At 35.5% G+C, this 22,048-nt stretch carries 22 protein-coding genes; all 22 read right to left on the bottom strand.

Features of this window, described 5'->3' with window-relative positions:
• Positions 1 to 10 precede the first annotated feature (10 nt).
• The gene (locus Q0977_RS00850; protein ID WP_119414326.1) at positions 11 to 322 is read right to left on the bottom strand and encodes a YlxQ family RNA-binding protein; all 312 of its coding nucleotides are present in this window, start codon (positions 320 to 322) and stop codon (positions 11 to 13) included.
• Positions 319 to 597: an RNase P modulator RnpM gene (locus Q0977_RS00845; RefSeq protein WP_119414325.1), complete on the bottom strand. Its 279-nt coding sequence runs from the start codon at positions 595 to 597 to the stop codon at positions 319 to 321. The genes Q0977_RS00850 and Q0977_RS00845 overlap by 4 nt, the downstream gene beginning before the upstream one ends.
• 74 nt (positions 598 to 671) lie before the next feature.
• On the bottom strand, positions 672 to 1,817 hold the full coding sequence (gene nusA, locus Q0977_RS00840) for a transcription termination factor NusA (protein ID WP_119414324.1): 1,146 nt from the start codon (positions 1,815 to 1,817) through the stop codon (positions 672 to 674).
• 20 nt (positions 1,818 to 1,837) lie between these two features.
• Complete coding sequence (gene rimP, locus Q0977_RS00835; protein WP_299509678.1) at positions 1,838 to 2,320, bottom strand: ribosome maturation factor RimP; 483 nt, start codon at positions 2,318 to 2,320, stop codon at positions 1,838 to 1,840.
• A 129-nt stretch (positions 2,321 to 2,449) separates the two neighbouring features.
• Positions 2,450 to 6,784, bottom strand: coding sequence for a PolC-type DNA polymerase III (locus Q0977_RS00830; protein ID WP_119414322.1), 4,335 nt, complete (start codon positions 6,782 to 6,784; stop codon positions 2,450 to 2,452).
• Between the two features lie 121 nt (positions 6,785 to 6,905).
• Positions 6,906 to 8,612 carry a proline--tRNA ligase gene (locus tag Q0977_RS00825; RefSeq protein WP_119414321.1) on the bottom strand — a complete coding sequence of 569 codons (1,707 nt, stop codon included), beginning with the start codon at positions 8,610 to 8,612 and terminating at the stop codon, positions 6,906 to 6,908.
• Positions 8,613 to 8,651: 39 nt separating this feature from the next.
• Entirely contained in the window at positions 8,652 to 9,911 is a 1,260-nt protein-coding gene (rseP, locus tag Q0977_RS00820) for an RIP metalloprotease RseP (RefSeq protein ID WP_119414320.1), read from the bottom strand.
• Positions 9,912 to 9,951: 40 nt separating this feature from the next.
• Complete coding sequence (gene dxr / locus Q0977_RS00815) at positions 9,952 to 11,097, bottom strand: 1-deoxy-D-xylulose-5-phosphate reductoisomerase (RefSeq protein WP_299509673.1); 1,146 nt, start codon at positions 11,095 to 11,097, stop codon at positions 9,952 to 9,954.
• Between the two features lie 14 nt (positions 11,098 to 11,111).
• On the bottom strand, positions 11,112 to 11,906 hold the full coding sequence (locus tag Q0977_RS00810; protein WP_299509670.1) for a phosphatidate cytidylyltransferase: 795 nt from the start codon (positions 11,904 to 11,906) through the stop codon (positions 11,112 to 11,114).
• A 6-nt stretch (positions 11,907 to 11,912) separates the two neighbouring features.
• Complete coding sequence (locus tag Q0977_RS00805; protein WP_119414317.1) at positions 11,913 to 12,698, bottom strand: isoprenyl transferase; 786 nt, start codon at positions 12,696 to 12,698, stop codon at positions 11,913 to 11,915.
• Between the two features lie 282 nt (positions 12,699 to 12,980).
• On the bottom strand, positions 12,981 to 13,538 hold the full coding sequence (gene frr / locus Q0977_RS00800) for a ribosome recycling factor (protein WP_119414316.1): 558 nt from the start codon (positions 13,536 to 13,538) through the stop codon (positions 12,981 to 12,983).
• Positions 13,538 to 14,263 carry a UMP kinase gene (gene pyrH / locus Q0977_RS00795; RefSeq protein WP_119414315.1) on the bottom strand — a complete coding sequence of 242 codons (726 nt, stop codon included), beginning with the start codon at positions 14,261 to 14,263 and terminating at the stop codon, positions 13,538 to 13,540. The genes frr and pyrH overlap by 1 nt, the downstream gene beginning before the upstream one ends.
• Before the next feature lie 92 nt (positions 14,264 to 14,355).
• Positions 14,356 to 15,240: a translation elongation factor Ts gene (gene tsf, locus Q0977_RS00790; protein ID WP_119414314.1), complete on the bottom strand. Its 885-nt coding sequence runs from the start codon at positions 15,238 to 15,240 to the stop codon at positions 14,356 to 14,358.
• Positions 15,241 to 15,336: 96 nt separating this feature from the next.
• Positions 15,337 to 16,062 (bottom strand): 30S ribosomal protein S2, encoded by a 726-nt coding sequence (rpsB, locus tag Q0977_RS00785; RefSeq protein WP_119414313.1) that lies wholly within the window; start codon positions 16,060 to 16,062, stop codon positions 15,337 to 15,339.
• Positions 16,063 to 16,213: 151 nt separating this feature from the next.
• Entirely contained in the window at positions 16,214 to 16,735 is a 522-nt protein-coding gene (locus Q0977_RS00780; protein WP_119414312.1) for a hypothetical protein, read from the bottom strand.
• 8 nt (positions 16,736 to 16,743) lie between these two features.
• Positions 16,744 to 17,052 (bottom strand): hypothetical protein, encoded by a 309-nt coding sequence (locus Q0977_RS00775; RefSeq protein WP_119414311.1) that lies wholly within the window; start codon positions 17,050 to 17,052, stop codon positions 16,744 to 16,746.
• A gap of 90 nt (positions 17,053 to 17,142) precedes the next feature.
• Positions 17,143 to 17,916: a FliA/WhiG family RNA polymerase sigma factor gene (locus tag Q0977_RS00770; RefSeq protein WP_299509659.1), complete on the bottom strand. Its 774-nt coding sequence runs from the start codon at positions 17,914 to 17,916 to the stop codon at positions 17,143 to 17,145.
• 88 nt (positions 17,917 to 18,004) lie between these two features.
• Positions 18,005 to 18,358 carry a hypothetical protein gene (locus Q0977_RS00765; protein WP_299509656.1) on the bottom strand — a complete coding sequence of 118 codons (354 nt, stop codon included), beginning with the start codon at positions 18,356 to 18,358 and terminating at the stop codon, positions 18,005 to 18,007.
• Entirely contained in the window at positions 18,358 to 18,858 is a 501-nt protein-coding gene (locus tag Q0977_RS00760; RefSeq protein WP_119414308.1) for a chemotaxis protein CheD, read from the bottom strand. Before Q0977_RS00760 ends, Q0977_RS00765 begins: the two co-directional genes overlap by 1 nt.
• A 1-nt stretch (position 18,859) precedes the next feature.
• Positions 18,860 to 19,492 (bottom strand): chemotaxis protein CheC, encoded by a 633-nt coding sequence (locus Q0977_RS00755; protein ID WP_119414307.1) that lies wholly within the window; start codon positions 19,490 to 19,492, stop codon positions 18,860 to 18,862.
• A gap of 15 nt (positions 19,493 to 19,507) precedes the next feature.
• Complete coding sequence (locus Q0977_RS00750) at positions 19,508 to 19,954, bottom strand: chemotaxis protein CheW (RefSeq protein ID WP_119414306.1); 447 nt, start codon at positions 19,952 to 19,954, stop codon at positions 19,508 to 19,510.
• A gap of 28 nt (positions 19,955 to 19,982) precedes the next feature.
• Entirely contained in the window at positions 19,983 to 22,040 is a 2,058-nt protein-coding gene (locus Q0977_RS00745) for a chemotaxis protein CheA (RefSeq protein ID WP_299509650.1), read from the bottom strand.
• Positions 22,041 to 22,048 lie beyond the last annotated feature (8 nt).

Raw genomic sequence — 22,048 nt, 5'->3', positions numbered from 1 at the left:
TCACCCCCGGTTAGATTTCGTTGAGTAGCTCAGACAGCTTTTTAGCAAATCCACTGTCCATAATAGCTACGGAAACTCTCGCCTCCCTACCAATAGCGTGTCCGAGAAAATCTCTTGTTGCAAACTCATGTAGCTCAACGTTAAAAGAATTACATTTATCTTGCATTTTTTTTCGTGTATTTTTCGAAGCATCCGTAGATAAAATAACAAGTTTTGCGTTTTGTCCTCGGACTTCTTTAATAACTTGTTCTTCTCCGGTAACGATTTTTCGTGCACGAGCTGCTAAACCCAATAAATTAAAAATTGCTTGTTGTTGATTCATGCCTTTTGTTCCTTACGAACGATTGCCAATAAATCATCAAATACTTCATCAGGAATTTTCACTTCAAGTTGACGTTCAAAGATATTTCTTTCTTTTGCCATTTTAATTGCATTTTCAGATTTTGAAACGTATGCACCACGGCCAGATTTTTTACCTGTTAAATCAACTGTTACTTCTCCCTCTTTCGAACGGACAACACGAATCATTTCTTTTTTGGGAAGCATTTCGCCTGTTGCGATACATTTTCTTAAAGGTACTTTACGATTGATCGGCATCAGAACTCACCTTTCTTCTGGCGTTAAGAGTTAATGAATAGGATATAAAATCCTACTAATTATTTTCACTCTTCTTATTCTTCGTCGTCTTTATATAAGTCCACTATTACATCTTCGTTATTATCATTTTCTTCATCGATATCTTTATAAACATCAGTTTGTGCTTCTTGGCGAGGATAAATTCCTAACTCTGTAGCATCTGTTTCACTTTTAATATCGATTTTCCAACCAGTAAGTTTTGCAGCAAGTCTTGCATTTTGACCGCGTTTACCAATTGCAAGTGATAATTGATAATCTGGTACAACAACTGTTGTTGACTTTTCTTCTTCGTTCACTTGTACATCTAGTACTTGAGAAGGGCTTAACGCATTGGCTACAAATACAACAGGGTCTTCTGACCATTCCACGATATCAATCTTTTCATCGTGTAATTCATTGACAATTGCTTGAACACGTGCACCTTTTGCACCTACACATGATCCAACTGGATCTACTTCTTCATTATGAGCTAATACAGAAATTTTAGAGCGATCTCCAGCTTCACGAGCGATAGATTTGATTTCTACAACACCTTCGAAGATTTCTGGTACTTCAAGTTCAAATAGACGACGTAGTAAGCCTGGATGAGTTCTTGAAACAAATACTTGTGGTCCACGTGAAGTTCGTTCAACTTTCGTAATATAAACTTTGATACGATCATGTGGTTTATATACTTCACCAGGAATTTGTTCGTTTTGAGGAAGAACCGCTTCAATTTTACCAATTCCTACATAAATGTTACGAGGATCTAAGCGTTCTACAACACCATTAATAATGTCATCTGCACGGTCTACATATTCTTCGTACACAATACCACGTTCAGCTTCACGGAAGCGTTGTGTAACAATTTGTTTTGCAGTTGTAGCAGCAATACGACCAAAGTTACGAGGTGTTTCTTCTTCTTCCACGATATCGCCTATTTCATAATTAGGGTTGATTTTTTTCGCTTCTTCTAAAGAAATTTGTAGACGTTCATCATCCACTTCATCAACAACATCTTTACGAGAGTATAAATGCATTGTACCTCGTTCTAAATTTAAGTCTACGCGGACATTTGCTGCTTGGTTATAATTCTTTTTATATGCATTAATAAGTGCTGCCTCAATTGCTTCGACGATAACCTCTTTTGAGATACCTTTCGCTTCAAGTGCATTAAGAGCACCGACTAATTCCTTACTCATTGACTATTTCACTCCTAAAGTTAACGTTCTGCTGAAAAATCGATTGCTAAGCGAGCTTTTGCAATTTTATCTTTCGGTATTAGAACTGTAATTTTTCTTGTTTTAATCTGTACAGCTAGCTCAGCGCCTTGGTCTGTATACGATTTTAAATACCCTTCAAATTCTTTCATGCCATTAATGGCTTCATATGATTTAATATGCACAAATTGACCGATTGACTTTTCAAAATCTTCATCTTTTTTAAGTGGACGTTCTGCTCCTGGAGAGGAGACTTCAAGAAAATAATTTTGTTCAATTGGATCAACTTCATCCAATTTAACACTTAATAATTCACTTACTTGTGCGCATTGTTCAATGTCAATGCTTCCTTCAGGAGTATCCACATAAACGCGTAGAAACCAATCACGACCTTCTTTGACAAATTCTACTTCAACTAACTCAAGATTCAAGCTTTCTACAATTGGTGTTACGAGTTGTTCTACTTCAGTTGTAACTTTGCTCATACAATCCTCCTGCCTTACTAAGTTGTCATAACAACAGAAAAGAGCGGGAAATCCCACTCTTTTGCTGTCGTACTATCAACAAATAATTGACTAAATAATAACACAATCGAGTAGCAAATGCAACTAACCCTAGAAAAGGGATAGCTGGTTAGCATCTGGCATTCCTTCTAAACAACCTAATTTATCCATATACTCTATCAATGATTTTGAAACGCGGCCTCGAATTTGTAAATCTTCTTTAGAAAGGAATTCTCCTTCTTCTCTAGCTTTTACAATCGAATATGCTACGTTATTTCCTAAACCTGGTATTGAGTTAAATGGTGGTATTAAGCTCTGACCATCAATTACAAATTCAGTTGCTTTAGAACGATACAAATCTACCTTTTGGAATGACATTCCACGTTCGCACATTTCAAGCGCTAACTCTAAAACAGTCAACAAACTTTTTTCTTTTGTTGATGCTTCTAAACCTTTCGCTTCAATTTCTTCAATATGCGCACGAATCATTTGTGGACCATTGACCATAGCTATTAAATCAAAATCATCAGCACGTACAGTAAAATAAGCACAATAATATACAATCGGGAAATGTACTTTAAAGTATGCGATACGAACAGCCATTAATACATAGGCAGCAGCATGGGCTTTCGGGAACATATATTTTATCTTTTTACATGACTCAATATACCATTCTGGAACGCTTTCTTTTCTCATGGCTGCTTCCATTTCTTCTGTTAGCCCTTTCCCTTTACGAACATGTTCCATAATTTTAAACGCTAAAGATGGTTCAAGTCCTTGATAGATTAAATAAACCATAATATCATCACGACAACCGATAACTTCAGATAAAACACAAGTTCCATTTTCGATTAACTCACTTGCATTTCCTAACCAAACATCCGTACCATGTGATAAGCCTGAAATTTGAACTAATTCTGAGAAAGTGGATGGTTTAGTTTCTTCTAACATTTGACGTACAAATCTTGTACCAAACTCAGGTATTCCAAGAGTACCTGTTTTACAATTAATTTGTTCAGCTGTAACTCCTAGAGATTCAGGACCAGTGAAAATTTTCATCACTTCTGGATCGTCTGTTGGAATTGTTTTAGGATCAATACCTGTTAAATCTAGAAGCATACGAATTACTGTCGGGTCATCATGTCCAAGAATATCAAGTTTTAAAACATTATCATGAATAGAGTGGAAATCGAAGTGTGTTGTTCGCCACTCGGCATCTTGTGCATCTGCTGGGTATTGGAATGGTGAAAAATCGTAAATATCCATATAATCTGGTACAACGATAATACCACCTGGATGCTGACCAGTAGTTCGTTTTACGCCTGTACAACCTTGTACAAGTCGATCCACCTCTGCACCACGAAGATTCATATTATGATCTGCAGCATATCCTTTTACATAGCCATAGGCGGTTTTCTCTGCAACTGTACCTATAGTTCCGGCACGATATGCATAATCCTCTCCGAACAAAACTTTCGTGTAGTTATGTGCACGAGGTTGATAACTACCACTAAAGTTTAAGTCGATATCAGGAACTTTATCCCCTTTGAACCCTAGGAATGTTTCGAACGGAATATCATGTCCATCTTTTTTGTAATGTGCACCACATTCAGGACAATCTTTGTTAGGTAAGTCAAATCCTGAACCTACAGAACCATCATTAAAGAATTCAACATGTTGGCAATTTGGACAAATATAATGTGGCGGTAATGCGTTTACTTCTGTGATTTCCATCATTGTGGCAACAAGCGACGAACCTACAGAACCACGCGAACCTACCAAATAACCATCACTTAACGATTTTTTTACAAGCTTATGTGCGATTAAATAAATAACTGAGAAACCATGTCCAATAATTGATCCTAGTTCTTTTTCAAGACGCGCTTCTACAATTTCTGGAAGATTAGGTCCGTAAATTTGATGAGCCATATTATAACTCATTTCACGAACAGTTTCTTCTGCCCCTTGAATACGAGGTGTATATAATTTGTCTTTTACTGGTACCACGTCACCAATCATGTTGGCTATTTTTTGTGTATTAGTAACAACGATTTCTTTCGCTATATCATCACCTAAAAACGCAAAATCTTGGAGCATTTCGTCTGTTGTTCTTAAGTGAACTTTTGGTAGTTCGTAGCGATTTAATGGATTAGCCCCACCTTGTGAACGTAGTAGGATCTTGCGGAATATCGCATCATTTTCACTTAAATAGTGTACATTTCCTGTTGCAACAACTGGTTTGTCCAATTTCTTTCCGATTTTCACGATTTTTCGAATGATATCTTCTAAATTCCATTCATCTCTGATCAACTCAGCCTCAATTAATGGTGCATAAACGTCTTTTGGATGTACTTCTAAATAATCATAGAATTTAGCAACTTCCATTGCTTCATCCATCGACTTTTGCATAACTGCCGTGAAAAACTCACCTTTATCACAAGCTGTTCCCACTAATAATCCTTGTCGATATTTTTGTAAAGAGGAACGTTTAATCCGAGGTACTCTGTAAAAAGTTGATACATGTGATTCACTTACTAACTTAAACAAGTTCTTTAAACCATCATTATCAATAGCTAAAATAGTACAGTGTGTTGGACGAGCTCTTTTATAAGCATCTCCTCCACCTATATGCTTATTAAAATCATCATGATATTTTATATCGTGTTCATCGGCTTCTTTTAATAAATGCAATAATAGATAACCTGTCGCTTCAGTATCATAAATGGCACGGTGATGTTGAGTTAAATCAATATTGAACTTTTTACATAAAGTATTTAAACGGTGATTTTTCATCTCCGGATGTAAAAAACGGGCAAGTTCAAGTGTATCAATAACAGGATGATGAAAACTATCTATTCCTGCTTTTTTATATGCCTCATATAAGAAACCAATATCAAACGTTGCGTTATGCGCTACAACAATACTATCGCCAATAAAATCATGGAATTTCGCAATCATATCGACTACTTCTGGAGCATCTTTGACCATATCATCCGTTATGCTCGTTAATTCTATTGTAGTTGCAGAGAGTGGATGATGCGGATTAGCAAAACTTTCAAATGTATCAATAACTTCTCCGTTCTTAATCTTTACTGCTGCAAGTTCAATAATCGTATCATATGCTGCTGATAATCCTGTTGTTTCCACGTCGAATACGACAAATGTATCTTCTTCAAGTAATCGATGTTGATCATCATAAGCAATTGGCACTCCATCGTTAACCAAGTTTGCTTCTACACCATAAATAATTTTTATCCCATGTTTTTTGCCTGCATTATATGCATCTGGGAAGGATTGGACGGCAGCATGATCGGTAATGGCTATTGCTGGGTGTCCCCATTTAGCCGCTTGACCTACAAGAGAATCGACAGATGATACAGCATCCATTTGACTCATTGGTGAATGTAGATGTAGCTCCACACGTTTTTCATCATCAGGAGCTTTGTCCAGTTTGACTGTTGGTTTAATCTCCATTATATCTTGTGCCATTACGATAAGATCGCGTACAAAAGTATCATTTTGAACAGAACCACGTACTTTTACCCACATACCCTTTTTAGCCATTTGCATAAGTGCTGCATCTTCTTTATCTCGAGAAAACATTTTGACTAAAATAGAGTCCGTGTAGTCAGTTAATTTGAGCGTTAATAATGAACGTCCACTTCTTAACTCTTTCACTTCAGCATCAAATACAAACCCTTCAATGACAACACGACGTTCTTCATCTTGGATTTGATGAATTTCCATCAAGGCTTCATCTGGTTTGATAGGAATCCCCAATTGGAATGGACGATTTGCTATTTCATCTAAATCTGTATGCTCTTGTTTTTCCTGTTCTCGTTTTTGCATATCCATTACTGCTTGCTGTGCAAATTCAGCTTCTTCTTTTCGGCGTTGTTCGAGGAATGCTTGTTGTTGGGCAGCTAAGTCTTCTGTTATTTCTTTTAATTGAAAGTCAACAGCCATATACGGAAAACCAAATTGTTTATAAGCATTTGAAATAACTTCAGCATATTTCGTCTTCAATGTCCTCATTTGAAAATCTTGTTGACAATTCAGCATTAGTTTTTGACCGTTCCATTGTGGGAATTGTTTTGCTAACTCTTCTCTTAATGGTGGGGACATTTCTTCAATATCCTCAACAATCTTGAGCCAATAATCAGAGATTAGCTGTTCAGATATGTCTTGTTGAATAGTTTCTATATCAACAAATACACTTGCAATTCGTGAAAATGCCGCATCTAACCTCATTTGAAAATCTTGAAATACTCTAAAAGGTAATATATTTTGTAATTTCAATGAAAAGCGCCAAACACGATCCTTTTTGTGTACAGTCATGCGTGTCATTTCAGCATCTGTAAAAAAGGGCATATATACATCTTCAGTCATGTTGATTTGTTGTAATAAAAGCTGAAATTTTAGTTTTGAATCTTGTTCGTTTGCCATCTTTCCACCTACTTTCTTAAATTTTCTATTTTAACAAGCTTCTTCTTTTACTTTTTTAAATAAAGAAAAGAAAGCACAAATGTACTTTCTCCTCTAAAAGAACTTGTTTTAATCGCAAATATTATTCAGCGTGAAAAAAGTTATTTAAACGATCAACTAGTTCTTCTTTCGCCCATTCAAAAGTTTCTCCTGTTTGTCGGAATTTCACTTCAACAATTCCTTCAGAAGCTTTTTTACCAACTGTTACTCGAACTGGTAAACCGATTAAATCGGCATCTGCAAATTTAACGCCTGCACGTTCTTTACGATCATCATATAAAACTTCATAGCGATATGATTGTAGTAGTTTGTATAAATCTTCTGTTAAGCCTTTTTGAGCTTCGTCTTTTTCATTGACAGAGATTAAATGAATATCATATGGTGCTATTTGTTTTGGCCAAGCAAATCCGTAGCTATCTTGGAATTGCTCTGCAACTGCTGCCATTACACGAGAAACACCAATTCCATAACATCCCATGATAAATGGTTTTGCACGACCATTTTCATCTAAGTAAGTTGCTTTCATAGATTCACTATATTTAGTGCCTAATTTGAAGACATGTCCAACTTCAATACCTTCTGCAAATTTAATCGTTCCTTTGCCGTCTGGAGTTGGATCACCAACTTGTACAAATCTTAAATCTTCATATCGGTCAATAGCAAAGTCTCTTCCAGGGTTAACATTTACATAATGATAACCATCTTCGTTTGCACCGCATACACCATTGCGAATTGATTTAATAGCATTGTCAGCTATTACTTTCACATTAACTGGTAGTTTCACTGGACCAAGTGAGCCTACATGGCTATTTAGTAATTTGAAAATAGCATCATCTTCAGCTAATTCAACAGATTCTGCATTTAGTGCATGTTTTAGTTTAATATCATTGATTTCATGATCACCACGTGCAAGCACAACAACTAATTCATCATCAACATTAAATACTAATGTTTTAATGCATTGTTCAGCTTTCACATTTAGGAAATCAGTAATTTCGTCAATTGATTTTTGATCTGGTGTAGCTACCTTTTCAAGTGCTTTCATTTCTTCACCTGAATGAGTATAATCTACGTTTACTTCAGCCATTTCGATATTAGCTGCATAGTCTGTTTCATCAGAATACGCAATTGTATCTTCACCAATTTCTGATAACACCATAAATTCATGTGTATCAGTACCACCAATTGAACCAGAATCTGCAATAACTGCACGGAATTTTAAGCCAAGACGAGTAAAGATGTTATTATATGCTTTTACCATAGCTTGGTATGTTTCATCTAAGCTTTCTACACTCGCATGGAAAGAATAAGCATCTTTCATCACAAATTCACGACCACGTAACAATCCAAAACGAGGACGTTTTTCATCTCGGAATTTAGTTTGAATTTGATATAAAGTTAATGGTAATTTTTTATAAGATTTAATCTCATCACGTACTAATGATGTAATAACTTCTTCGTGTGTTGGACCAAGCGCAAATTGACGGTCATGGCGATCAGATAATCGCATTAACTCTGGACCATAGGCTTCCCATCGGCCAGATTCTTGCCATAATTCTGCTTGTTGCAATGATGGCATTAGTAATTCAACAGCTCCAGCTGCATCCATTTCTTCACGAACAATTTGTTCTATTTTTTGTAACACTTTTATACCTAGAGGTAAGTATGAATATACACCACTTGTATTTTGACGGATAAAACCTGCACGTAATAAGAGCTGATGAGACTTAACGTCTGCATCAGCAGGTACTTCGCGCAAAGTAGGGATAAATGTTTTGCTTTGTTTCATTATAAAAACCTCACTTTGAGCTATATTAAATTTTTTAGATTAAAAGAAGAAACGTTGGATATCATTCCATGTTACTGCAATCATGAGAAGCATTAAAAGGACAATTCCAACAAAATGAACCATTCCTTCTTTTTGGCGATCAACTGGTTTACCACGAACAGCCTCGAATCCAAAGAATAATAATCGACCACCATCCAATGCTGGTAATGGTAATAGATTCATTATTCCTAAGTTAATACTTAATACTGCCGCCCAATTCATAATATTGATCACACCGTATTTTGCAACTTCTTCAGTTGCCTTATAAATACCAACAGGACCAGATAATGCATCAATTGTAAATCCGCCAGTGATTAAAGCACCAAGAATTGTAAAGATTTTAATAATCCAATTATATGTTTCGGTAAAACCAAATGAGATAGCCTTCAATGGACTTTTTTCAACGGGACTTTGATATTGAACACCAATTTGTCCTATAGTTTGTCCATCAATTTTCTTCTTTGTTGGCGTTACTTTTACAGTATCACTATCACCATCTCGGTTAATGTTCAGTGTTAACTCTTTTTCAGGATTTTTTTGAATAGCATCTGATAGTTCCTGCCATGTTTCAATCGATTTACCATTGATTGCAGTTACTAAATCGCCTTTTGCTAATCCAGCAGTTGATGCAGGACTATCTTTTACAACTCCCGCAATAACCGGTTCATATGTTGGTACTCCAGTCATGAAAGCTATGACGATAAACACAATGATTGAAAGGATAAAGTTAAATAATGGACCTGCAAAAATAGTCATTGCGCGTTTTCCAACAGATTTCGAATTAAACTGTCTGTCATATGGCGCAATTATTAATTCACTACCATTCTCTTCAATAACTGCATTGCGAGCTATGCTGTAACGGACAAGTTTTTCATCCTCGTCATATCCTTCAATCCATAAATCTTTCTGAAGGTCTGCCTTTTCTACTTCTAAAAAAAGCATATCAGGTAATTGCTTATTTTGATTTAAAACAATTTTTGTAACTTCGTTTTGATTGTTTAACAACATTCCGATTCGATACCCGGGTTGAAGCTCAACCACATCAGCATCGTCTCCTGCCATGCGAACATAGCCTCCCAATGGCAATAAACGTATCGTATATAGTGTTTCGCCTTTGTTAATCCCTAATATTTTAGGACCCATACCAATAGCAAATTCTCTCACTAATATACCTGAACGTTTTGCAAAGATGAAGTGACCTAGTTCATGGAAAAATACGATGGAACCGAATACTACGATAAATGCAATGATAGATTGCATGTAACCCCACCTTCTCAAGCATTATAAAATGACACTACTGCTATTTTAGCATGCTTTGGACTGTTTTTCTCGTTTCTTTATCAACATGCAAAATAGTTTCTAAATCTGGGTGCTGAATATTGACGTGATCGTTCATCATTTTTTCGATAATGTCCTCAATTTCAAGGAATTTAATTTTTTCTTGCAAAAAAGCACCGACTGCAGCTTCATTTGCTGCATTCATCACCGTTAAAATTGTACCACCCATTCTTCCTGCATGATAAGCAAAATCTAAACAACGGAAACGTTTTAAATCTACATGTTCAAAATGTAATTGGCCTATTTTTGCTAAATCTAATCTTTCCGCAGTAGATCGTGGTAATCTTTCAGGATAGCTAAGTGCATATTGAATAGGTGTACGCATATCCGGCGTTCCTAGTTGAGCCATTATACTTGTATCATGATATTCAACCATAGAGTGAATAATGCTTTCTCTATGGATTAAAACATCTATTTTATCATAAGGCATATCATATAATACTGCTGCCTCAATGACTTCTAACCCTTTATTCATCAAAGTTGCAGAGTCAATGGTAATTTTAGCACCCATAGACCAGTTTGGATGATTTAATGCTTCTTTAATGGTGACATTTTTTAAATCCTCACGTGTTTTGTCGCGGAAACTACCACCTGAAGCAGTTAAGATTAAACGAGATATGGATTTACGATTTTCACCTTGCATTGATTGCCAAAGAGCTGAATGTTCACTATCAACTGGTAAAATCGGTGCTCCGTATTTTTTTGCTTCACTTATGACTAAATGTCCAGCAGTCACAAGAGTTTCTTTATTTGCAATGGCAATAGCTTTCTTTTTACGAATCGCTGCTAATGTTGCTTCAAGACCAATACTTCCTAGAACTGCATTTAACAAAACATTTGACTCGCTAAAAGTAGCTACATCCACTAATCCCTTAGAACCAAAAGTAAAATCGATTTGTGGGAACTCTTTAGATAGATTATGTGCATCTTCTTCTAATTGCACAGATACTAACTTAGGTTTAAATTCTCGAATAATTTCCTTTGTTCTTTCGATATTTTTACCAGCTGCAAATGCTACGATTGCAAACTCATCTGAGTGGTCTCTAACAATATCTAATGTTTGTAAGCCAATAGAGCCTGTTGCTCCAAGTAAGCTAATTAATTTCATTTAAAAGATCTCCCTTATCCAATAAAGTGCAAAAAGTAAAGTAATGGTAATACAAATAATAGACTATCAAAACGATCTAATATCCCACCATGACCTGGAAGTATTTTTCCAGAATCTTTTACACCATAATGACGTTTAATAGCTGATTCTACTAAATCGCCTAATTGTCCAAATATTGAAGCCACAATTGATACTACAATTAAAGCACTCCATGATATATCCAAATTCGCAATCCATTGGAATATAATTGCTGAGATTAATGCAACTACAATTCCTCCAACAAATCCTTCAATCGTCTTTTTAGGTGAAATTTCGGGCCACAATTTATTTCTCCCTAGTTTTCGACCAATGAAATATGCTCCTGAATCGGTTGTCCATACTATCACTAAAGCGTATACAACATACGCTAAGCCTTCCTCTCTTGTAGCGATAAAGAAGTGAAAACCAATCCCTACATATAGAGCACTTGCTAATAAGAAACCTACATCATCAAATGTAAATTTATTTTTCACTAAAACAGTATATATAAGCAATAATATTGCACATATAAATAGATACTCAATTCTAGAATATTTCGTAATATCCTGAATCTGTTCTGACCAACTATTCGGCATTAATATTATAAATAATGATAATAATGAAATGATTCCTGGCACCGAAAATAACGAAATCCCTCTCATTTTCAACACTTCAAATAACCCTACTGCTGCCATTGCATATATCAAAATGGTAAATGGTAATTGTCCATAGATAACGAATGGAATAAACAGTGCAGCGGCAATAACTGCCGTAATGATACGCTGTTTCACTCTTTCTTATTCTCCTTTCAATCCCCCAAATCGGCGATTGCGCTTTTGATAATCGATTACTGCCTCATATAATTGTTCAGCTTTAAACTCTGGCCAGTGTACATTCGTAAACCAAAACTCTGTATAAGCAAGCTGCCATAATAAGAAATTACTTAATCGAAATTCGCCACTTGTGCGGATAAGCAAATCTGGGTCTCCAATTTTTGAAGTCATTAGTTTTTCTGAAATTGTTTCTTCTGTTATTGCAGTCGGTTCTAGCAATCCATCTTGAACCATTTCAGCAATCTGTTGCACAGCAAGTACCATCTCTCGGCGACTTCCGTAATTAAAGGCAAAATTCAACACCATTCCTGAATTATCTTTGGTCTTTTCAATTGCATTTTGAACTGCACGGCTTGTACTTTGAGGTAAGCCATCCATTTCACCAATCATTTCGACACGAATATTCAATTCCATCAGCTCTGGTAAAAAGTCTGCCAAAAACTCTTCCGGTAAACGCATCAAAAATTCTACCTCAGTAGATGGTCGCTTCCAATTCTCTGTCGAAAAAGCATAAAGTGTAATGGCCTTTATCCCAATTGCATTTGCAGCAATTGTAATTCGGCGGATATTATGCATACCTTCCCTATGACCGACAAATCGCGGAAGGGCACGTTGCTTTGCCCAACGTCCGTTACCATCCATAATAATTGCAATATGGTTGGGCACTTGTTGTTTACCAATTTTTTCAATTTGTTTTTGCACTGATTGGTCTAGTTTATCTGATTTTCTCCATCCGAGTTTATCTAACATTTAGAATCCTCCACTAACTAACAAATCGGAACATATACTCCCTAATATCATATCAAAAAGAAGAACTTTTTTCCTTATTCTTAATAAAAAAGACGTCCCTGTAGTTATAGGACGTCTTACAAAACACAAGGTTCTAAAAAATAATTACGACTAATCGCAATTAATTTCAGGCTTTAAATAGTATGGTCCAATCAACTCTTTCACCAAGACATTTTACCTTTAGTAGTCGAATAATCGGACAACTTTCTATACAGAAAGTCTTTTCAATGTACTATCTAAAAATTAAACAGACATAATTTCGTTTTCTTTTTCTTTTGCAATTTGATCAAGTTTAACAATATTAGCGTCAGTTAGTTTTTGGATATCATCTGAAAATCCACGTAAATCGTCTTCTGTAATTTCGCCAGCTTTTTCTAATTTTTTATATTCATCATTAGTATCGCGACGTACATTACGTACAACAACTTTTGCTTCTTCTGCTTCTTTTTTCACTTGCTTAACAAGTTCTTTACGACGTTCTTCAGTTAGTGCAGGAATAGTTAAGCGAATAACATTACCATCATTTGTTGGTGTAATACCGATATCTGATTTAAGTAATGCTTTTTCAATATCGCCTAAAATTGTTTTGTCGTATGGTTGGATTACTAAAAGACGAGCTTCTGGAATAGAGATACCAGCCAATTGATTGATTGGTGTTGGTGCGCCATAGTAATCGACACTAACATGATCTAGTAATGATGCATTTGCTCGGCCAGCACGAATAGATGCTAATGCGCGAGTAAATGCTTGAATTGCTTTCGTCATTTTTTCTTCAGCTTTTTTCATAATTTCTTGTGACATTATGAATTCCTCCTAACTACTGTTCCGATAGTTTCGCCTAATACGGCGCGTTTAATATTACCGTTTTCTGTAATTGAGAATACGATTAATGGAATATCATTATCCATACATAATGTGGATGCTGTTGAATCCATAACCTGTAATCCTTGTTGAATTACTTCTAAGTATGTTAGATTATCATATTTTACTGCATCTGCATTAGTTTTAGGGTCTGCAGAGTATACGCCATCTACGTTATTTTTAGCCATTAATATGACATCTGCATTGATTTCAGCTGCACGTAAAGCTGCTGTTGTATCTGTAGAGAAGTATGGGTTACCTGTACCAGCTGCGAAGATTACAACACGTTTTTTCTCAAGATGACGTACTGCTTTTCTTCGAATATAAGGTTCAGCAACTTGTGTCATAACGATTGATGATTGAACACGAGTTGGTACACCTAAATTTTCAAGTGAATCTTGAAGAGCTAATGCATTCATCACTGTTGCTAACATGCCCATATAGTCCGCGTTAGCGCGTTCCATACCCATTTCAGCACCAATTTTACCTCTCCAAATGTTACCACCGCCGACAACTAGCGCTACTTCAACTCCTAGGTCAACAACTTCTTTAACTTGTTCTGCTACTGATTTTACAATTTTAGGTGATAAGCCAAAGCCTTCTTCTCCAGCAAGTGCTTCTCCACTCAGCTTAATGACTACTCTTTTGTACTGTGGCATACTCATTGGAACCTCCATCATGCTTTTTTCTTTAAAAAGAGGGAACACGAAAAGTTGTGCTCCCTACATTTTATATATAAATATTCAATAAATCTCTATTATTTACCTTTAACTTGGCTCATAACTTCTTCAGCAAAGTTATCTTCACGTTTTTCAATACCTTCGCCTACTTCATAACGTACGAATGAAGTAAGTTTAGCGCCTGCTGCTTTAACATAGTCGCCAACTTTTTGATCTGGGTTTTTAACAAATGCTTGGTCAAGAACACAAATTTCTTCGAAGTATTTACGTAGACGACCTTCAACCATTTTAGCAACAATGTTTTCTGGTTTGCCTTCGTTTAATGCTTGTTCAGTTAAAACTTTACGTTCGTGAGCAACTTCTTCTTCAGAAACTTGATCGTGAGCGATATATTTAGGGTTTAAAGCTGCGATGTGCATTGCAACATCTTTAGCAACTTCTTCATCAGTAGTACCTTCAACTACAGCTAGTACACCAATACGTCCACCCATGTGAAGGTAAGAACCAAATGCATCAGCATCAGTTTTTGAAGCTACAGTAAAACGACGAAGAGTGATTTTTTCACCAATTGTTGCGATTGCTGAAGAAATATGTTCAGAAACTTTCGCACCATTGTCCATTTTAGATTCTAAAGCTTCTTCTAATGTAGCTGGTTTTGAAGCTAATAGGTGATCTGCTAATTCTTTAACTAAAGTTTGGAAACCTTCGTTTTTAGCAACGAAGTCAGTTTCAGCATTTACTTCTAAAAGTACTGCGTCATTACCTTTCACTTCGATGAATGTTGTACCTTCTGCTGCGATACGGTCAGCTTTTTTACCAGCTGCAGCTAAACCTTTTTCACGTAGGAAATCTACTGCTGCTTCCATATCTCCATCAGTTTTTACTAATGCTTTTTTACAATCCATCATACCAGCACCAGTTTTTTCACGTAATTCTTTAACCATTTTTGCAGTTACTGCCATTGATAGTTCCTCCTTTAAATACTATATGAAATTAATTATTCTCAAAAAAAGGTGATAAGAGGGTTTAGCCGCTTATCACCTGTTTCTAATCAGAAATTACTCAGCTGCAACCTCTTCAGCTGGAACTGTTGCTTCTTCTTCACCTTGTTTAGATTCGATTAAAGCATCTGCCATTTTAGAAGTTATTAATTTTACAGCACGAATAGCATCGTCATTTGATGGAATAACGTAGTCGATTTCATCTGGGTCACAGTTTGTATCAACCATTGCTACTAATGGAATGTTAAGTTTGCGAGCTTCTGCTACTGCAATACGTTCTTTGCGAGGGTCTACAACAAACATTACGTCTGGTAGATCATGCATGTCACGGATACCGCCTAAGAATTTAACAAGACGTTCGTGTTGTTTTTTAAGTTGAACAACTTCTTTTTTAGGTAGAACTTCAAAAGTTCCGTCTTCTTCCATTTTTTCGATTTCTTTCATACGTGCAACACGTTTTTGAATTGTACCGAAGTTTGTAAGAGTACCACCTAACCAACGTTGGTTGATGAAGTAGTTACCTGAGCGTTCTGCTTCTTCTTGAATAGCTTCTTGAGCTTGTTTTTTAGTACCAACGAAAAGAACTTTACCACCATCTTCGCCAACTTGACGCATGAAGTCGTAAGCTTCTTCTAATTTTTTAACTGTTTTTTGTAAATCGATAATGTAGATACCGTTACGTTCAACAAAAATGTATTTTTTCATTTTTGGGTTCCAACGGCGAGTTTGGTGACCGAAATGTACACCAGCTTCTAGTAATTGTTTCATTGAAATTACTGACATTTGTATTTCCTCCTGATATGGTTTTTTGTCCTCCGCATTCGTCATCTGTAGGAGCAACTCAACTAAGAGCACCTTCTCCTTGCATCAGAATACGTGTGTAATGTAACACCATTTGATAATATATCACAACGCCTTGTCCTCTGCAACTACTTTAATGCTGAAATTTTAATAATAATTCAATTTCAGTCTTTCCTTTTTGCATTAATTTAGCAATTTCTTCAATATCTTTACCATTACGATATAATTCTTGAATTTGCTGTTCTACTGTCAATGATGCTGTAGTGGAATTTGTTTTCTCTTTATCAGCAGCAGGTTCATTTTCTGTAGTAGTAGCTGCTACCGTTGAATTAGGACTATTTTGATAAGCTTTAGCTACCATATTTCGAGGCATATTAAAAGTTGTTTTTATATAGTCTTTATGTTCTTTACCATCGTTTACATTTTCTTCTTTTTCGTATTTTTTATTCATCATTGTTAGTTCTTTAATTAAGCGGTCATTTTCATCACGCATTTCTGCTAAATAAACCCCTATAGCATTGTCCATTTCGTCTTTCAATCTAGATTGACTTTTTTCTACATCCTTCAATTTAGATAGTTTAGTATACAATAAAATGATGAAATAAAAGCTTAATACTTGTCCTATAAATAAAAATAATAATATCGTTGCTACCATGATAACTCCTATCCGCTAAAATCGACAAAATGTCCTTTAAAAGGGTGTTGTGCCTGCTCAAGCGGAGAAGATTTCTGTTCTTTCTTATGTTCATGCTGATTGTCATTTTCTTTTTTATTTGAGGGATCTTCTTCGCTTATTTGAGCAGATTTATCAGATTTCAAAACAGTTGTTCTGTTTTTCTCTAGTTGTTTTTGTAACGCATTATTAGCGAATTCCTGACCGGCATTCACATTTTGTTGTTGTTGTTCTGCTAATTTTCCTGCCTCAAAAGTTTTTGGTAAGGCTATTTGCAATTCCACACCTTTTAAGCTCATAAATTTGCCTCCTGTGAAATCGACTTCGGACTTTACTGCTTTCAAAGTGCTTTACTAGCTTACACGGTTATATGGATGCTCACGTTAAAACTATACATTCTCCATTTCTGCTGACAATAGATTTCTTAATTTAAAAAGTGCCTTTGAATGGATTTGAGAAATTCGAGATGTAGACAAATTTAATAGTTCTCCAATTTCAGTTAACGTTAACTCCTCTGTATAAAATAAACTTAGCACCTGCTGTTCTTTTTCGTTTAAATCTTTTATACATTCAACTAAATCTTCTAATAATTCAGCTTGTACAACTTCCTGTTCTGGCGTCCGAATTTGATCGTCTCTGATGACAAAAGATTTTCCCTCTGAATCATCTTGTTCCGAAGAATATTCATCCATTGATAGAACGTTAGACATAAAATGTTCTTGCATAGTTTGATAAATATCATCTGTATCTACGTCTAATGCCTTTGCAACTTCTTCTGGTGTAACATGACGTTGTAATTGTTGTTCTAACATTTCAATTTGCGATTCTAATTTTTTGGCTTTTTCTCTAGCAGAGCGAGGTAGCCAATCTTCCTTTCGAAGTCCATCGATTATTGCGCCTCGAACACGAAAAGAAGCATATGTATCAAACTTTAGATCTCTCGATAGATCAAATTTGTTAAGTGCATCAAATAATCCCATCATGCCAAGGCTTGTCAATTCATCTCTAGATACATTTTTGGGTAAACCTGTACTAATGCGTTGAACGTGATAAGAGACGAGTGGCGTATATTTTTTTATTAACAAATCTCCCGCACGAGGATCACGTTCAGCTACCCATCTTTGCCAAAGCTGTTGTTCTTCTTTTGAAGTTGGTTGCATCATCGAGACCTCCTCGTTGTATTTTCTAATTCAAATTAATTATATCAAATCACTATTAATAAAGGGAGCTAAATTCAGCTCCCTTTCGAAATTATTCGTCATTTCCCAACATTGTTTTGACAGAATTCGCTAATTTTTCCGCTTGATCTTCAGTAATTTTCTCAGCAGTTTTTTCTTTCTCTATTTCCTCAGCAGTATCACTTTTAGATTGCGCATTCTCATTTTCATCGGTTCCTTGTTCTTGCTCCAATTCTTCTGAAGGATTCTTCATAACAAATGCAATGATAAATCGAACCAAATATGTTACAAAAAATACAACAATCGCAACAACAAACGATTTAACAATAATACTTGTTGGTGTATTTAATGATTGGAACGTCATAAAAAAATAGATTGTAAAAGCAATAACTGCTGCCCAACAATTGTATAAATATGAGCCTACCATTAGATTTCTTTCACTCCTTGGTTTACTGTACGTATATGTAAAATAGAAGTCGTAGTGTCAAACTCTATTGTTCTACCACTACTTCCACCAACATCCTCTGAAACGATTGGTATTGATAGACTTTTTAATTGTTGTTTAACTGCTTCCACATTTCTAGGCCCAATTCGCATAGAGTCACTATTAGAGGCAAATTGGAACATTTGGGCCCCTCCAGCAATTTTTGCTTTCAATTTATATAATTGGGCCCCTTTTTGTTTCAGTTGATTCACCATAGCAGGTATTCCTGTATCGGCAAACTTTGCTTCATTTATCGAATCTCCACGACCTAATTTTGACTCTGGAAGCATAACATGAACTAAACCAGCCATTTTCTTTGATTCATCATAAATAACGACACCTACACATGATCCTAAACCTGAAGTTCTAATTGAATTTGGTGATATTGCAATAGCCATTTGGGCAATTCCTACTTTTACTACTTGAGTATCACTTATTAGCATTTTAAGAGACACCTAAAGCTTTAAAAATGGTTTCAAATGAATCTGGATCTGGGAGTAAGAAAAAATGCCCTCTTACCGTTTCTAAGTCGCCCATATGTTCTTCATAGATTGTCGTATCAATTACTATTACATGATCACCAATTTGCGAAACTTCAACAAGTCCAAAACTAATAATTGCTCCAAACATATCAACAGCTAAAGCAGGTGGAGTCGGATAAATTTTTAGTCCCGTAAAATCTGATAATGCAGATAAATAAGAACCTGATAATATGTTTCCAAGCTCCTGCATAGCTGATAAACCCAATTCTGAAACATTTTCCTTTTTAAAATCAAATAAATCATCATGGGTCAATTTACGAATAAAATGATTTGCTTGCTCTACAGGAAGAATAAAAAACATTCCCCCCTTGGCATCTCCTTCAATTCGTAGATAAATTCCTGCTACTACACTTTCTGCCCCTCCAGCAAATTCCATCATCTCATCAAATGACACCATTTGTACTTTTGGAACTCGCATGTCAATTTTCGTATTTAGCAATCCAGAAAGGGCTGTAGCAGCATGTGCAGCCCCTATATTGCCGATTTCCTTTAAAACATCTAAATGTAAAGACGTAATCCTATTATAAAATGGCATTTGCTTTACCAATCCTTATTTTAAGGTATTTAGAACTTTTTCTAAATTTAATAAAATGAGCAGTCTTTTTTCTACTTTCGCAACACCTGATATAAATTCTTCTTCATAAGATCCCACTACTTCAGGTTGAGGTTCAATAGAAGATGTCGGAATATCCATTACATCGTTCGCAGCATCTACGATAAATCCTACTTCCATATCATCCAGTGTAATAATGATAATGCGTGTATTGTCATCTTCCACTGATGATTTCACATTAAAACGATCCCGAAGGTCAATAATTGGCGTAACGACTCCTCGTAAGTTGATAACGCCCTTAACATATCTTGGTGTCTTCGGTACTCGCGTAATATGCATCGTTTTTTCGATTCCTTGAACTTGACTAACAGGAATCGCATATTCTTTATCCCCTAATTGAAATATAATTACTTTTACACTTTCCACATCAAGTGTAGTTTCCATTAGTAACACCTCTTTCTAAAAAGATATATTATTTAATAAGTGAATTACAGTCTATGATCAATGCAACTTCGCCATTTCCAAGGATAGTTGCACCTGAAATAGCAAATACATTTGTCAAATAGTTTCCTAGAGATTTCAAAACAATTTCTTGTTGTCCAATAAATGAATCGACTACTAAGCCGGCCATTTTTTCTCCTTTTCGAACCAAAACTACAGAATGGAATTCATCATCAGCAGGTTCAGTACGTGTTACTTCAAATATTTCTTCTAAGAAGACAAGTGGAACCACTTTACCACGGAAATCAATTACTTTTTGGTTATGTGCATTCATAATATCTGAATTACGGATGATAGATGTTTCGATAATTGAAGATAGTGGGATTGCATAGATTTCTTTTTCGATTTCAACCAACATAACAGAAATAATAGATAATGTTAGCGGTAATTGAACAGAGAACAATGATCCTTTTCCTTCTGTAGATTCAATTGTGATGTTACCACCTAAAGATTCAATAGTAGATTTTACAACATCAAGGCCTACACCTCGTCCAGATATATCCGAAATTACGTCTGCTGTTGAGAAACCAGATGCCATGATTAACTCATTTGCTTGTTTATCTGTCATTGTTTCGGCTACTTCTGGTGTGACAATCCCTTTAGAAAGGGCTTTTTCTAATACTTTTTCACGATTAACTCCTGCACCATCATCTTCCAGTTCGATAAACACATGATTACCACTATGATAAGCACGTAATTCTACTTTACCTTCTTCTGGTTTTCCAGCAGCCTTACGTACTTCAGGACTTTCAATACCATGATCTAAAGCATTACGAATAAGGTGTACAAGTGGATCTCCTAATTCATCAATTACAGTACGATCTAATTCTGTTTCTGCACCAATTATCTGTAAATTGACTTTTTTATGTAAATCACGAGTTAACTGACGAACCATTTTAGGGAAACGATTAAATACCGTTTCTACTGGAACCATCCTCATTGTCAAAATAATATTTTGTAAATCACCTGATACTCGAGACATTCTTTCCACTGTTTCATTTAATTCACTATGATTCAATTCTGAAGCAATTGATTGTAGACGTCCGCGATCTATAACAAGCTCTTCAAATAGATTCATCAAAATATCTAATCGTTCAATATTAACACGAATTGTTTTACTACTTGCATGAGTAGCTCTCTTTTCAGGAGTTTTCTTTGGTTTTGCCTTTGTCGCTACTGGTTTTGTATTTTTAGGTTCTACGGGTTGAGTAACTTTTTCTTCAGTAGCAGTTGAAGCTAATTCTTGATGGACAAGTGATTGATAATCTAAAGCTTGAATTTTTACATCCTCAACTTCAGATACTTTCAACAATTTTTTTTGTATATCTTCAGAAGTTTCTTTAGTAACTACCGCTACGGAAAATTCACTATCAAATTGTTCTTCTTCTAACTGTTCAACGGTTGGCGATGATTTTATAACATCCCCTAATTTTTCTAAAATATCAAATACCATGTATACGCGTGCAGCTTTTAATAAGCAATCATCACGAAGTTGTATAGCAATTTCATAAGTATTAAAGCCTTGTTCATGGGATTGTTGAATAACGGTTAACTCAAACTCATCAAACTTCATGGAGTCGGTTGTTAATACCTCTTCAACTGTTGGAACTTTTTCTGATTCATTTTTATCAGTATCAGACCCAATTGCTTCACCATTTTCAATTCGTTTTAACTTAGCTACAGTTGCTGATACATCTCGTTTACCGTCTCCACCGTTTGCAATATCATCAATCATCGCTTCTAAATGATCGACTGATTCGAAGACAACATCTAAAATATTTGAGTCTACCGTAATTTTTTCATTTCGAATAGCATCCAAAACGTTTTCCATCTTATGTGTTAAATCTGCTAAATCTTCGAACCCCATTGTTGCTGACATACCTTTTAAGGTATGCGCATTACGGAATATTTCATTGACAATTGCTAAGTCTTGCGGGCTTTGTTCCAATGCTAGTAAATTTTCGTTACAAGATTGAAGATGTTCTTTACTTTCATCTAAAAAAATATCTAAATATTGGTTTGTATCCATTTAATGAT

The organism is uncultured Rummeliibacillus sp., assembly GCF_934216135.1.
GTDB lineage: Bacteria > Bacillota > Bacilli > Bacillales_A > Planococcaceae > Rummeliibacillus.
This window is presented reverse-complemented; position numbering and strand designations above follow the sequence as displayed.

Coding starts and splice junctions, on each gene's coding strand:
- Q0977_RS00780 (WP_119414312.1), bottom strand. CDS start 16,735: ATGGTAGCAACGATATTATTATTTTTATTTATAGGACAAGTATTAAGC.
- Q0977_RS00765 (WP_299509656.1), bottom strand. CDS start 18,358: ATGGTAGGCTCATATTTATACAATTGTTGGGCAGCAGTTATTGCTTTT.
- frr (WP_119414316.1), bottom strand. CDS start 13,538: ATGTCACAAGAAATTATGAAAAAAGCTGAAGAAAAAATGACGAAAGCA.
- Q0977_RS00830 (WP_119414322.1), bottom strand. CDS start 6,784: ATGGCAAACGAACAAGATTCAAAACTAAAATTTCAGCTTTTATTACAA.
- tsf (WP_119414314.1), bottom strand. CDS start 15,240: ATGGCAGTAACTGCAAAAATGGTTAAAGAATTACGTGAAAAAACTGGT.
- Q0977_RS00750 (WP_119414306.1), bottom strand. CDS start 19,954: ATGGAAACTACACTTGATGTGGAAAGTGTAAAAGTAATTATATTTCAA.
- Q0977_RS00850 (WP_119414326.1), bottom strand. CDS start 322: ATGAATCAACAACAAGCAATTTTTAATTTATTGGGTTTAGCAGCTCGT.
- Q0977_RS00845 (WP_119414325.1), bottom strand. CDS start 597: ATGCCGATCAATCGTAAAGTACCTTTAAGAAAATGTATCGCAACAGGC.
- Q0977_RS00825 (WP_119414321.1), bottom strand. CDS start 8,612: ATGAAACAAAGCAAAACATTTATCCCTACTTTGCGCGAAGTACCTGCT.
- Q0977_RS00770 (WP_299509659.1), bottom strand. CDS start 17,916: ATGATGCAACCAACTTCAAAAGAAGAACAACAGCTTTGGCAAAGATGG.
- Q0977_RS00755 (WP_119414307.1), bottom strand. CDS start 19,492: ATGCCATTTTATAATAGGATTACGTCTTTACATTTAGATGTTTTAAAG.
- Q0977_RS00775 (WP_119414311.1), bottom strand. CDS start 17,052: ATGAGCTTAAAAGGTGTGGAATTGCAAATAGCCTTACCAAAAACTTTT.
- dxr (WP_299509673.1), bottom strand. CDS start 11,097: ATGAAATTAATTAGCTTACTTGGAGCAACAGGCTCTATTGGCTTACAA.
- rimP (WP_299509678.1), bottom strand. CDS start 2,320: ATGAGCAAAGTTACAACTGAAGTAGAACAACTCGTAACACCAATTGTA.
- Q0977_RS00805 (WP_119414317.1), bottom strand. CDS start 12,698: ATGTTAGATAAACTCGGATGGAGAAAATCAGATAAACTAGACCAATCA.
- pyrH (WP_119414315.1), bottom strand. CDS start 14,263: ATGAGTATGCCACAGTACAAAAGAGTAGTCATTAAGCTGAGTGGAGAA.
- nusA (WP_119414324.1), bottom strand. CDS start 1,817: ATGAGTAAGGAATTAGTCGGTGCTCTTAATGCACTTGAAGCGAAAGGT.
- rpsB (WP_119414313.1), bottom strand. CDS start 16,062: ATGTCAGTAATTTCAATGAAACAATTACTAGAAGCTGGTGTACATTTC.
- Q0977_RS00760 (WP_119414308.1), bottom strand. CDS start 18,858: ATGCTAATAAGTGATACTCAAGTAGTAAAAGTAGGAATTGCCCAAATG.
- rseP (WP_119414320.1), bottom strand. CDS start 9,911: ATGCAATCTATCATTGCATTTATCGTAGTATTCGGTTCCATCGTATTT.
- Q0977_RS00745 (WP_299509650.1), bottom strand. CDS start 22,040: ATGGATACAAACCAATATTTAGATATTTTTTTAGATGAAAGTAAAGAA.